Below are 12,242 nucleotides of genomic sequence, written 5' to 3' on the forward strand. Positions count from 1 at the left end.
GGCGCGCAGCGTCCTGGACAGCGCCGAGCACGGCGCTACGCTCACACGGCAAGGGACCGCCATCAAACCACAAGCGCCCCTTATTGCCCTCCATTTTCCCCTTGATAACCGGTAGGAGGTCCTCGCTGCGCTCGGGATGACAGGTAGGCCATATGCAATCGCCTACCCTGCCGTGATCACGGCCATGGCGTCGCACTGGATGAGCAGGCTGCCCGCCAGATTCTCGTTCAGCAGCGTGTGACGCGCCGGCCGCGACGCGGCGTTGGGGAACATCGCCAGCCACTGCGGATTGATGACCTCGCGCACCTTCTGGTTCCTGATCCACACCGTGACCTTAACCACGTCATCGGGCGAGGTGCCGGCCGCTTCCAGTATCCGCCGCAGATTCGCGAACATGAGGCGACACTGCTCGGCCGCGTCAGGCGGTATCGTCTGCGTCGCCGGATCAAGGCCGGATACACCACCCGTCATCACGATGTTGCCGACCCGGCTGGCTGCGGGGATCGGATTGGCGCCGTGGCTGAAGCCTTCCACGTCGATGCTGCGCCGCTTGCCCATGGACAGCCTCCCGCCTTTTAGGACCACACCGAGAATGCAACGCCGATGCCGGTTCCGGCCGGCGTGCGATAGAGCGGCTGATATTCGAGCCACCGGTTTTGCAGCCCCTCGATCGCGCCGGCGACCGCGATCCAGTTGCGGATCTCGGAAGAGCCGGCGTTGAGCGCGCCGACCGGCAGGCCGCGCAGCGCCTGCGCGTCGGCGGCAAGCAGCGCGTCGATCACCTGGCGATCAAGCGCCTCGTCGACGACGAAATGGCTGAGGCCGCCGGACGCGACGACCGCGACCCGCAGCGCCATCGGGCTGGCCTCGATCGCCGCCCGCAGCGCCCGGCCGATGTCGTGGCACCGAGCCGGGGTCGGCACGTTGGGCGGAAAGTAGGTGTTGAGCATGACCGGCACGATCGGGATCGCACGGCCCCCGAACAGGCGCTTCACGACGAAGCCGTAGGCATGGCCGAACCCCGCGACCCGGGGATCATCGACCTTGGCTGCGGCGCCGACATCGACGCTGCGCGCCATCAGGCCCTTGATCAGGTCGAGGGCAAAGGCCGGGGCGCCGGGAAAGACATGCGCCTCGTCCATGGCGTAGCCCTTCACGACAGTGGGCAGCCACGACGGCGAGGCCGCCCCGACCTGACGGTGACGTGTGACCACCTGATCGCCATAGAAGATCGACAGGGCCGGCATGTTCGAGAGGCTGAAGAGCTCGTCCTGATCGTCGCCGACGATGACGACCACGTCGGGCGCCGCGGCGGCGAGGTCGGCGGCGATCCGATCCAGCGCGGTCTGGCAGATCCCGGCCTTGACGACGAAATGCTCGGTCGTGCTGACCGAGGCGTAGCGATTCTCGACCGCCGCCGCCAGCTGCTCGTACGACACCCAGCGCCCATCCGACATGTTGAGCCTCTGGTTGCGCAGATCGTCCGCGGCGCGCTCCGCCCAGCGGGCGCCGTCAAGCGTCAGGAGCGGGCTGTGTGATGTTCCGATTCCAATGACGATGTCGGCCATGATCGGCGCATCCTCGCATTCATATTTAGCATTCAATTTTGTATTCAAAATTTAAGGTGATGTCAATGAACCCGCCAAATGACGCCTATCCACATGGCTAGCGACACGGCGCCGGCTCTCCCTATTGACACATGATCCAATATTGCATTCAAAATTGAATGCATAATCATGACGAGAGAGGAACACCCAGATGTCCGTGCGCGTGTTGTGTGCCTGCCTGGCGGTGCTTGCGATCGCAACGCCGGCATCGGCGCAGAAGAAGTACGATCCCGGAGCGTCGGACACCGAGATCAAGATCGGCCAGACGATGCCGTTCGGCGGCCCGGTCTCGGCCGCCGGCACCGTCGGCCACGCGTCGATCGCCTACTTCGAGACCCTGAACAGGAACGGCGGCATCAACGGACGCAAGATCGCGCTCTCCGCGCTCGACGACGGCTATAGCCCGCCAAAGGCGGTAGAGCTGACCCGCAAGCTGGTGGAAAGCGAGAAGGTGCTGCTGCTCTACGGCTCGGTGGGAACGCCGACGAACGCCGCCGTGCAGAAGTACCTGAATGCCAAGAAGGTACCGCAGCTCTTCATTGCCACCGGCGCCAGCCGCTTCAAGGATCCCAAGACGTTTCCTTGGACGGTCTCGATGCTTCCCAGCTATGAGGCCGAGGGCAAGGCGCTGGCGCGCTATGTCCTTCAGACAGTGACCGCGCCCAAGATCGCGATCGTGTACCAGAACGACGATCTCGGGAAGGATTTCGCGCATGGCTTCAAGGCCGGCCTTGGCGACAAGGCGAAGTCGCTGATCGTCAGCGAGCAGACCTTCGAGGTGACCGACACGACAGTCGACTCACAGATCATCGCGGCCAAGGCGTCAGGCGCCAATGTGCTGTACTTCGCCGGCACGCAGAAATACGGCGCCATGCACATCCGCGCCCGGCACGACCTGGGCTGGAAGCCGCTGCATCTGGTCTGCAGCACCTCCAGCAGCATCCAGGCGGTGCTCAAGCCGGCCGGCTTCGACCGCGCCGAGGGTGTGATCTCGACCGCGTACGCCAAGGATCCGTTCGATCCGGCCTGGGCCTCTGATACCGATACCCGGGACTACCTGGACTGGCTCAAGGCGAACCTGCCCCAGGGCAACCCGCGCGACACGGGCTACGCCGTCGGCTACATCGCGTCGTTCATGACAGCGCACGTGCTGCGCCAGGCCGGCGACACGCTCACCCGCGACAACGTCCTGAGGATCGCCACCCATCTCAAGGACCTGAACGTGCCGATGCTCCTGCCCGGCATCACGGCGCACACGACGCCGACCGACTACAGCGTGATCAACCGGTTCCAGGTGCAGCGCTTCGACGGCCGAAGCTGGACACGCGTTGGCAAGGTGATCAGCGGCGAGTAGCGGCCGCTGACCGGTGCGCCCGAGATGGCGGGATCTGCCCGCCGCCGCGCGGATACCTAGAGCTTGCTCTCGAGCAAGGTCGCCAGGGCGTCGGCGCGCAAGGGCCGGTCGTGGACGTTGAAAGGCAGGTAGTCCAGCGTCAGCACGCCGTCCTTCAAGGTCGCCCAGCGATCGGGGCGCTTGTTGTCCGCCTCGTTCTGGATGACCACCTTCTTCACGCCGGCCTTGAGGACCGCCCGGCCCATATCGTCCTTGGCGATCCGGGCAAGCCCCGTGATCAGGGGCTCGAAATAGGTGTCGGGCCAACATTTGGCGTACTGATCGGACTGGCCGTCAATCGACAGCGTGTCCCACTTGACCTCGACCGTCAGCGGAAACCCCGCGGCCTGATGCACCTTCTTCATCAGAGCCGGTAGATGACGCTCCTGAAAATCGGCCGCTGCCCTGCGCTCGACAAGCCCCATCGTACCCTCCAACGGGTGACCGGCCATTCGCCGCCCTCGACGCCTAAAATACCCGAAGCCGCGATTGCCGAAAAGCGTCTGATCACTCCGTCCTGGTTCACATCGTCAGCCCACCGCCGACCTCGAGCACCTGGCCGGTGATGTAGTCGGCCTCGGGCAGGCAGAACAGCAGCACCCCGCCGGCCGCCTCGTCGGGCGTGCCGGCGCGCCCCAGGGGGATTTGCGCCACGGTGGCGGCGCGCCCCTCGGCCAGCAGGCCGACCCGGTGCTGGCGCCCCTCGATCGTGACAGCCGTCTCGCCCTTGATCTCCTGCGTCAGCCGCGTGTCGATGAAGCCGAACGCCACGCAATTGACGTTGACGTTGTAGCGCCCCCACTCCTTGGCCAGCGTCTTGGTCAACCCCACGAGGCCGGCTTTGGCGGCGGCATAGTTCGCCTGTCCCGCCGACCCGCGCGTGCCCGAGACCGACGAGATGTTGACGACCTTGCGCTGCACGCGCCGCTCGGCTGCGGTCTCGGCGACGGCCTGGTCGCGGATATGGGGAAACGCCTCGCGCAGGATGCGGAACGGCGCCTTCAGGTGCACGTCCTGGATGGCATCCCACTGCTCATCCGTGATCTTGTGGATCGGCCCGTTCCAGATATAGCCGGCATTGTTGACGATGATGTGCAGACCGCCGAACGCCTCCAGCGCCGTGGAGACGAAGCGGCGCGGGAAATCCGCTTGCGTCACGCTGCCGGGGCATCCCACCGCCATGCCGCCGGCCGCGATGATCGCATCGACGGTCTCCTGCGTCGGGGCCGCATCGAGATCGTTGACCACGACGCGGGCGCCTTCCGCCGCCAGTTGCCGCGCCAGGCTGGCCCCGATGCCCCGTCCTGCCCCTGTGACCAAAGCCACCCGTCCGTCCAACCGTGCCATGCGTTTCTCCCTTGCACCATGGTTGCCGCCTAACCGCGGCACCATGCGCAACGAGATCGCGTTGGCCGTCAATAGCCTTGCGCAAGCAAGGCCGTGACCTCCCCCAGGAACATCTCGCGGCCGCGATCGGGGCGGTCGAGATGGACGTGGTGCGTTGCGCCAGGAATGGTCCTGACCCGCACGGCCGCCGCCCGCGCGAGATGCCGCGCCAAGGTATCGGCATCCTCCGGCCGGCTCCAGAAATCGCGCTCCGAGCGCAGCACCAGGACGCGGGCCGCGATCGAGGCGGCGTCGAAGAGCTGCCGCCCCGTCGCCTGGTAGAAGCTATCCTCCATGGCGCCGCTGGGCGCGCGAAAGCTGGCCGGGTGTCGCGACGCCGAGGTGGGGTCGCTGGCCAAGGCGGCCTGCACATAGGCCTCGGCGACACGCGGATCGCGCCACTGCGACTTGTCTTCCATCGGAATCACCGAATCCCATGCCCGCAGCAGGTCGGGGCCGGTGCTCAGCCGCCAGGCGCCGGCGCCGCCCAGGTTGAACCGGCCGGGCTGCGCCGGGTCCTCGTTGGCCGTGCCGCTGCCCAGCATGCGGTGCTGGGAAGAGCCGCCATAAAGCCCGTTGTAGTAGACGAGGTGGCTGACCCGATCGGGGTTGAGGGCAGCGTACATGCCACACCACATCGCTCCCGTCGCCCAGCCCAGCAGGCCAACGGCAGCAGTCCCGTCGCGGCGGGTCGCGGCGGCCACCACCGCATCGATGTCGCGCATCACGGCCCAGGCGCGCACCAGCTGGGCATGGTCCCCGGCCGGCGCTTCCATGGCCGCCGGCCGGGTCGAGCGGCCGTAGCCGCGCGCATCCATGACATGGACAGGATGACCCCGCTGCGCCAGATCAGCAGCCAGGGAACCGCCGGGCACCGGCAGATCGAAGGAGCCGATGCCCGGCACGCGCGCGCCATGGACCAGGATGACCGGCACGCGCTGCGGCGCCCCAAGCGGCCGCAACATGCGCACGGCAATGTCATAGCCATCGCTTGTCCTCACGGAAAACTCTTCGCGCATCGCATTCTCCGCATGGCCGAGGGACGGCAAGGCGCCGGCCACCAGCACTGAGGCGGCGGCGCCCGTGAAGCAGCGGCGAGAGACCGGGCGTTGCATCGCGTGGATCCTCCTCACCGCGTTGGATTGCATTGTCGGCGGAGGAGGCAAGGCCGTGAAATATATCTTTATGGCCTTCGTGATATGCACCACATATCAGTCATCCGGCTTCATCCGCCGGACCGCGTCGAGGAAGCGGTCGCGCGTTGGTGACGCCCGCCGCGCGTCCCAGGCCATGATCAGATCCAGGTGCAGCATGTCGTCGGGCGCGCTGACCTTGATCGGCCGGAAGACCACGCCGCGGCGCCTCACCGCTGCGACCGACGCGGGCACCAGAGCGGCGCCGAAGCCAGCTGCCACCAGACCCACGACGGTCTGCATCTGGCGGGCCTGCTGCGCTACCACCGGCGAGAAGCCGGCGAGGCGGCACAGGCCGAGGATCTGGTCATGGAAACCGGGTCCCTTCTCGCGCGGCGTCACCACGAAGCCTGTCGTCGCCAACGCCGCGAGCGGCACCGACGGCCGGCGCGCCAGGGCATGCCGCTGCGGCAAGGCCACGCGTATCGGCTCGCGCGCCACAAGCTCGATCGCCAGATGCGGCACCACGATGCCCGGGCGGCGCATGAACCCGACATCAGCGGCGCCGCCGACAATGGCCTCGACCTGCTCCGATGTCGTGCCTTCCTGAAGCCGCAACTCGACACCCGGAAAGGCAGCTCGAAAACGCCGCAGGATGGCCGGCAGGCGATCGGCGACCGACATGTCGAGGAAGGTCACGGTGATCTGCCCCGCGAGGCCGGCCGCGACGCGTCTGGTATGCTCGATCCCGTCGGACAGCGTGGCCTGGGTGCGACGGGCCACGTCCAGCAGCGCCGCACCGGCCGGCGTCAGTGACACATGGCGCTGGTTGCGGACGAACAGCGCCGTGCCCAGGGCCGCCTCCAGCCTGCGGATGGCCTGGCTGAGCGGCGGCTGGGCCATGTGCAGCCGCTCGGCGGCGCGATGGAAGTGCAGCTCCTCGGCCACAGCGACAAATTGCTGCAACAGGCGAAGATCGATCACGCGCCCTCCTCCACAGACGCCGGGGCTATCGCATATGGTGCAACACCGCGCTGCCACCTCTGCGTCATCCCGAGCGCAGCGAGGGATCTCCCGCGAATGGCGTACCGTGCGCCTTGCCGCAGGAGATCCCTCGCTGCGCTCGGGATGACAGCCGGGCGACATGCGATGGCCCTGCACCTTGCCCCCAAAAAACGAACGACGCGTTGCGATGCCGAGCCGATCGATGATAGCTGTATCGCAAAGCACGGAACGCCACTTGACCGATCCTATTCCCTTGCTGCAGCCCGCGCCGCCGTTGACGTTCCAGGCGTTTGACGATGTCGCCGCGGCCGTGCAGCGGCTGACCGAGATCTACGAACGCAACACGCTTTTCATCCGCGAGCATTTCGAGCACATGCTGAAGGGCAATGTGCCGCGCAGCCGGGTGCGCGCCTGCTATCCCGCGATCCGCATCACCACGACCTCGTTCGACATCATCGATTCGCGGCTGGCCTACGGCTACGTCCCTGGCCCCGGGACCTACCAGACCACCATCTCCCGGCCGGAGCTGTTCGTCGCCTACCTCAACGAGCAGGTCGGGCTGCTGATGCGCAACCATCGCATCTCGGTCGAGATCGGCGAATCCGACGTGCCGATCCCGCTGCATTTCGCGTTCCACGAGGGCAGCTACCTCGAAGGCACGATGCCCGAGGCGCTGCCACGCCCGCTGCGGGATGTGTTCGACGTCCCCGACCTTGCCATCACCGACGACGCGATCGTCAACGGCACCTGGACGCCGAGTCACGGCGATCCCCTGCCTCTGGCGCCCTTCACGGCGCCGCGCGTCGATTTCTCGCTGCATCGGCTGCTGCACTACACCGGCACGCGGCCCGAGCATTTCCAGAACTTCGTGCTGTTCACCAACTACCAGTTCTATGTCGACGAGTTCGCGGCCCGCGCGCGCGCCTTGATGGCGGCCGGCACGGAGGACTACACGGCCTATATCGAGCCCGGCAACATCGTGACCCGGCGCGGCGCCGCCAGCCCCGATCCGGCCGAGCCCAACCAACGCCAGCCGCAGATGCCGGCCTTTCACCTGGTGCGGCCAGACCATTCGGGCATCACCCTGATCAATATCGGGGTCGGGCCTTCGAACGCCAAGACCATCACCGACCATATCGCGGTGCTGCGCCCGCACGCCTGGCTGATGCTCGGCCATTGCGCCGGACTGCGCACCTCCCAGAAGCTGGGTGACTATGTGCTGGCCCACGGCTATGTGCGCGAGGACCACGTGCTGGATGCCGACCTGCCGACCTGGGTGCCGGTGCCGCCGCTGGCCGAGGTGCAGGTAGCGCTGGAGGACGCCGTCGAGGAGGTCACCGGCCTGTCCGGCTGGGAGCTCAAGAAGATCATGCGCACCGGCACGGTGGCCACGATCGACAACCGGAACTGGGAGCTGCGCGACCACAGCGAGCCGGTGCGCCGCTTCTCGCAATCGCGCGCCATCGCGCTGGACATGGAGTCGGCCACCATCGCCGCCAACGGCTTCCGCTTCCGCGTCCCCTACGGCACGCTGCTGTGCGTTTCCGACAAGCCGCTGCACGGCGAGTTGAAGCTGCCGGGCATGGCGACCGCCTTCTATCGCCGTCAGGTGCATCAGCACCTGGAGATCGGCATCCGCGCCCTGGAAAAGCTGCGCGCCATGCCGCTCGAACGCCTGCATTCCCGCAAGCTGCGCAGCTTCCTGGAGACGGCGTTCCAGTAGCGCGGCGGTGCCCAGCAGCGCCGGCCTGGTACCTGGAATCACTGGTCGCCAGCACACCTGTCATCCCGAGCGCAGCGAGGGATCTCCCGCGAATGGCGCACGGTGCGTCTTTCGCAGGAGGTCCCTCGCTGCGCTCGGGATGACAGGTGTATCAGCGCCCCTTCGATTCCAGCTTGACGCAGCCGCTCTACCGTCCGACCCGCCACCCTACCTGGGCTGCGAGATCCTGGAAGAAATCTGCTTCGTAGGCTTGCTCCGGGGCCTGACGCACGAGCTCGTCGATCCGGTGCGCATCGTCGCCCACCAGGATGCGCCAGCGTTCGGCCTTGACCCCATCGAGGATGATCTTCGCGGCCGCCGCCGCCGTCGTCGGCGCCTCAGTCAGGAAGCGCTGCGCCCGCTCCGCGACATGGCGACGGATGTCGTCGTCCGACAGACCGGTGGTGTCGCGGCCCGCCAGGGCCATCTGGGCGCGTGCCTGCGCGACCTGCCGCTCGCCCAGCGCGCCCGACTCGCTGCCGCTGTGCATCTTGCTGGAATTGGCGGCGATCGACGTGCCGATATGTCCCGGCATCACGACCGAGCATTTGATGTGCGGCGCATTGAGCCGCAGATCGGTCATCAGCGCCTCGGTGAAGCCCTTGACCGCGAACTCCGCGGCGCAATAGGCGGTATGCGGCACATGCGGCCCCACCGACGCCCAGAAGCCGTTGACGCTGCTGGTGTTGACGATGTGGCCCTTGTCGGCGTTGCGCAGCATCGGCAGGAAGGCACGCGTGCCGTAGTAGACCCCGCCCCAGCAGATGTTGAACGTGCGCTCCCACTCATCGCGCGTGTTGAGGATCATGCTGCCGCCGCCGCCGATCCCGGCATTGTTGAACAGCAGGTGGACCTTGTCGGTCTCATGCGCCGCAGCGACCTCTTCGCGGAAGCGCAGGATCTGCGCCTCATCCGACACATCGGCGATGTGCGTCGTCATGCGCAGCCCCTGCGGCAGCCCGTCGGCTTCGCACAGGCGGCGTGTCTCCGCCATTGCTGCAGCGGAGACATCGCACATGGCAACGTGACACCCTTCGGCGACGAGCTGGCGCGCAAGCTCGCGCCCCATGCCGGTGCCGCCACCCGTGATGACCGCGATCCTGCCCGCAAGATCCTTCATCGCCCGCGTCTCCATCGCCGATTGCTCGCGCAATAGTGTCGGCAGCGGAGTCGCGATTCAATATCGTACCTGCGCCCTCGTCCTCACAGGCGAAACGCGCCTGTGGCCGCGCTCAGGACTTCTTGCGCACGATGTAGTCGGCGCTCCACGGGCCGCCGCCGGCACAGGCGAGGTAGAGGAAGACGAAGCAATAGAGTATCGCCAGCTCGCCCTGGTTCAGGATCGGGAAGAAGCCGCGCGGCGCGTGGGCCATGAAGTAGGCCACCGCCATCAGGCCCGACAGGACGAAGGCGACCGGCCGCGTGAACAGCCCGATCACGATCAGCGCGCCGCCCACCAGCTCGAAGATGCCGGCGATGCCCGACGGCGAGAACATCTGAAGATTGTCCATGGCCGCGATACGGGGAAACTTCAGGTATTTCGCCGTCCCGTGCTGCAGGAACAGGAGTCCCGTCATGATGCGAAGGGCGCTCAGCGCGTGCGGCGTGAAGGCCGTGCGGATCGAATCCAGATTCATCGAAAAGTCTCCCCACTGGTGCTACGAGGCTTGCTCACTCATCGTCGTAGCGCTGTTCGAGCCACGGATCGCCGTAGTTGTGATAGCCGCGGACCTCCCAGAAGCCCGGCTTGTCGTGCTGCGAGAACTCGATGCGCTTGATCCACTTGGCGCTCTTCCAGAAGTAGAGCTTGGGGATCACCACGCGCACCGGCCCGCCATGCTCGCGCGCGATCGGCGCGCCGTTCCACTTGACGGCCAGCAGCACGTCGGCGGCGTCGAAATCCGCCAGCGGCACGTTGGTCGTGTAGGTATCGTAGGAATGGAAGATCACGTGCTGCGCCTCGGGTCTCGGCCGCACGACCGACAACAGATGCCGGGCGCTCATGCCCTCCCACTCATTGTCGTAGCGCGACCAGGCGGTGACGCAGTGGATGTCGCTGGTGCGCCGCACCATCGCCTCATCCGTGAACTCACCCCACTTCCACACGGTGGGGTTCTCGACCAGCCCATCCACGGTGATGCGCCAGACGTTGAGCGGGATGTCGGGCTGGATGCCGAGATCGAGCACCGGCCAGGTCGCGACCAGGCGCTGCCCCGGCGGCAGGCGCTGGGCACGCCTCGGATCGGGCGCGCCGGTCAGCAGGCGGCCGTCCTGGGCCCAGCGCTTCTTGCTCTCGACCAGCTTGTCCTTCAGCCTGCCGAACAGGCCGACACCATCATCGGACATGAAGCATGCTCGTGCGGATATGTCACCGTGGCATCCGCTATATAGGCCGATGGCGGGCGCGGCGGCCAGCGTCAGATTGCCCGGCCCGCCTTCTCCCAGTAGGGCTGGCGGAGCTTGCGCTTGAAGATCTTGCCCGAGTCCTCGCGCGGCAGCTGGTCGCGGAACTCGACGATCTTGGGCAGCTTGTAGCGCGCGACCCGCTCGCGCAGAAAGGCCCGCACGTCATCGGCCCCAAGGCCGGCGGCGGGATCAGGCTGCACGACAGCGCAGATCGCCTCGCCGAACTCCTCGTCGGGAATGCCGAACACGGCGCAATCCACCACGCCGGGCATGTCGATGAGCTGGCTTTCGATCTCGGCCGGATAGATGTTGACGCCACCCGAGATGATCATGTCGCGCTTGCGATCGCACAGGAACAGATAGCCGTCGGGGTCGAAGTAGCCGACGTCGCCGACGGTCACCAGCTCGCCCAGCGAGACCTCGCGGCGCTTATCGTCGGCGTTGTTGTAGGTGAAATCCGACAGAAAAGGCGCCCGCATGTAGATCTCGCCGACCTCGCCCTGCTTCACCTCCCGCCCCTGCTCGTCCACGACGCGCAGGATCGCGCCGCTCACCGGCTTGCCCACGGTGCCGGGCTTGAGCAGGGCCTGCTCCGAGGTGTTCCACACCACGACGCCGGTCTCGGTGGCGCCGTAGTACTCATTGATCACCTTGCCCCACCACTGGATCATGGCGCGCTTGACGTCGGGCGGGCATGGCGCAGCCCCGTGCGTGACGTTGCGCAACGAGGACAGGTCATACTTGCGCTTCACGTCGTCCGGCAGACGCAGCAGGCGCACGAACATCGTCGGCACGATGTGCATGTGCGTCACGCGATGCGCCTCGATCAGCCGCAGCATGTCCTCGGCGTCAAAGCGCGGCTGCAGCACCATGGCCATCTGGACGCGCGCCGCGGCCATGCCGTAGGCGCCCGGCGCCGAGTGATACATCGGCCCGTTCATCAACGCCACGGCGGTCGGATCCGGCAGCAGGCCCCAGAGCGATCCGATCTGCTGGGTGACGGCATCCATCTGCTCCTGCGTCGGCGGCTTGCGCCGCACGCCCTTGGGCCGGCCGGTGGTGCCCGAGGTGTAGATCATGCTGCCGCGCGAGATCTTCGGCGGCACCGCCAGCGGCGCGCTGGCGGCGACAAAATCCGACCACGCATGGCTGCCGGGCGGCAGCGCGGCCACAGCATCCGCGACATGATAGGCAGCCGCGATCTCGGCCGGAGTCGGCACCACGAAGACACGCGTCGTGGACGGTATGCCGTCGGCGATTTGCGGCAGCAGATCGGCATGCACCACCAGGACCTTGGCGGCGCAATCACGCAGGATGTACCCGGCTTCATCGGCAGTGAAATGCCAGTTCATCGGCACCGCGTAGGCGCCGACCATGCCGGCGGCGATGTTGGCCTCGAACAGCGCGAAGTCGTTGCGCAGCATCAGAGCCACCGAGTCGTCCTCGCCGACACCCGCGGCCGACAGTCCACCCGCTGCCTTCAGGGCCCGAGCACCGAGCTCGGCAAAGCTCAACCGTCGATCACCCGCTACAATGCTCAATTCTTCCTC

The 12,242-nt window shown here is 66.8% G+C and carries 12 protein-coding genes; 2 read left to right on the forward strand and 10 right to left on the reverse strand.

The window, feature by feature from the left end:
* Positions 1-162 precede the first annotated feature (162 nt).
* Both FHP25_RS15960 and FHP25_RS15965 read right to left on the reverse strand, forming a co-directional pair.
* A complete protein-coding gene (locus FHP25_RS15960) occupies positions 163-558 on the reverse strand; it encodes a RidA family protein (protein ID WP_147847947.1) in 396 nt (131 codons plus the stop codon).
* A 17-nt stretch (positions 559-575) separates the two neighbouring features.
* A complete protein-coding gene (locus FHP25_RS15965; protein ID WP_147847948.1) occupies positions 576-1,568 on the reverse strand; it encodes a DODA-type extradiol aromatic ring-opening family dioxygenase in 993 nt (330 codons plus the stop codon).
* 190 nt (positions 1,569-1,758) lie between these two features.
* Between FHP25_RS15965 and FHP25_RS15970 the strand changes: the two genes are divergently transcribed.
* A complete protein-coding gene (locus tag FHP25_RS15970) occupies positions 1,759-2,961 on the forward strand; it encodes an ABC transporter substrate-binding protein (protein WP_147847949.1) in 1,203 nt (400 codons plus the stop codon).
* A gap of 56 nt (positions 2,962-3,017) precedes the next feature.
* Here the strand turns inward: FHP25_RS15970 and FHP25_RS15975 are convergent, their stop codons facing one another.
* The 4 genes from FHP25_RS15975 to FHP25_RS15990 form a co-directional block, all read right to left on the reverse strand.
* The gene (locus tag FHP25_RS15975; protein WP_147847950.1) at positions 3,018-3,425 is read right to left on the reverse strand and encodes a hypothetical protein; all 408 of its coding nucleotides are present in this window, start codon (positions 3,423-3,425) and stop codon (positions 3,018-3,020) included.
* 97 nt (positions 3,426-3,522) lie between these two features.
* The gene (locus tag FHP25_RS15980; RefSeq protein WP_147847951.1) at positions 3,523-4,347 is read right to left on the reverse strand and encodes an SDR family NAD(P)-dependent oxidoreductase; all 825 of its coding nucleotides are present in this window, start codon (positions 4,345-4,347) and stop codon (positions 3,523-3,525) included.
* A 68-nt stretch (positions 4,348-4,415) separates the two neighbouring features.
* Complete coding sequence (locus FHP25_RS15985) at positions 4,416-5,501, reverse strand: alpha/beta hydrolase (protein WP_218578407.1); 1,086 nt, start codon at positions 5,499-5,501, stop codon at positions 4,416-4,418.
* A 96-nt stretch (positions 5,502-5,597) separates the two neighbouring features.
* Complete coding sequence (locus tag FHP25_RS15990) at positions 5,598-6,503, reverse strand: LysR substrate-binding domain-containing protein (RefSeq protein WP_147847952.1); 906 nt, start codon at positions 6,501-6,503, stop codon at positions 5,598-5,600.
* A gap of 223 nt (positions 6,504-6,726) precedes the next feature.
* Between FHP25_RS15990 and FHP25_RS15995 the strand changes: the two genes are divergently transcribed.
* A complete protein-coding gene (locus FHP25_RS15995) occupies positions 6,727-8,247 on the forward strand; it encodes an AMP nucleosidase (RefSeq protein ID WP_147847953.1) in 1,521 nt (506 codons plus the stop codon).
* A 187-nt stretch (positions 8,248-8,434) separates the two neighbouring features.
* Here FHP25_RS15995 and FHP25_RS16000 read toward each other — a convergent pair whose 3' ends face one another.
* From FHP25_RS16000 to FHP25_RS16015, 4 genes are all read right to left on the reverse strand, one after another.
* Positions 8,435-9,406 (reverse strand): SDR family oxidoreductase, encoded by a 972-nt coding sequence (locus FHP25_RS16000; protein ID WP_147847954.1) that lies wholly within the window; start codon positions 9,404-9,406, stop codon positions 8,435-8,437.
* Positions 9,407-9,518: 112 nt separating this feature from the next.
* Positions 9,519-9,923 carry a DoxX family protein gene (locus FHP25_RS16005; protein WP_147847955.1) on the reverse strand — a complete coding sequence of 135 codons (405 nt, stop codon included), beginning with the start codon at positions 9,921-9,923 and terminating at the stop codon, positions 9,519-9,521.
* Between the two features lie 34 nt (positions 9,924-9,957).
* Positions 9,958-10,632 (reverse strand): sulfite oxidase-like oxidoreductase, encoded by a 675-nt coding sequence (locus tag FHP25_RS16010; RefSeq protein ID WP_147847956.1) that lies wholly within the window; start codon positions 10,630-10,632, stop codon positions 9,958-9,960.
* A gap of 71 nt (positions 10,633-10,703) precedes the next feature.
* Complete coding sequence (locus FHP25_RS16015) at positions 10,704-12,233, reverse strand: acyl-CoA synthetase (RefSeq protein WP_218578408.1); 1,530 nt, start codon at positions 12,231-12,233, stop codon at positions 10,704-10,706.
* Positions 12,234-12,242 lie beyond the last annotated feature (9 nt).

Source organism: Vineibacter terrae, from assembly GCF_008039615.1.
Classification (GTDB): Bacteria; Pseudomonadota; Alphaproteobacteria; order Reyranellales; family Reyranellaceae; genus Vineibacter; species Vineibacter terrae.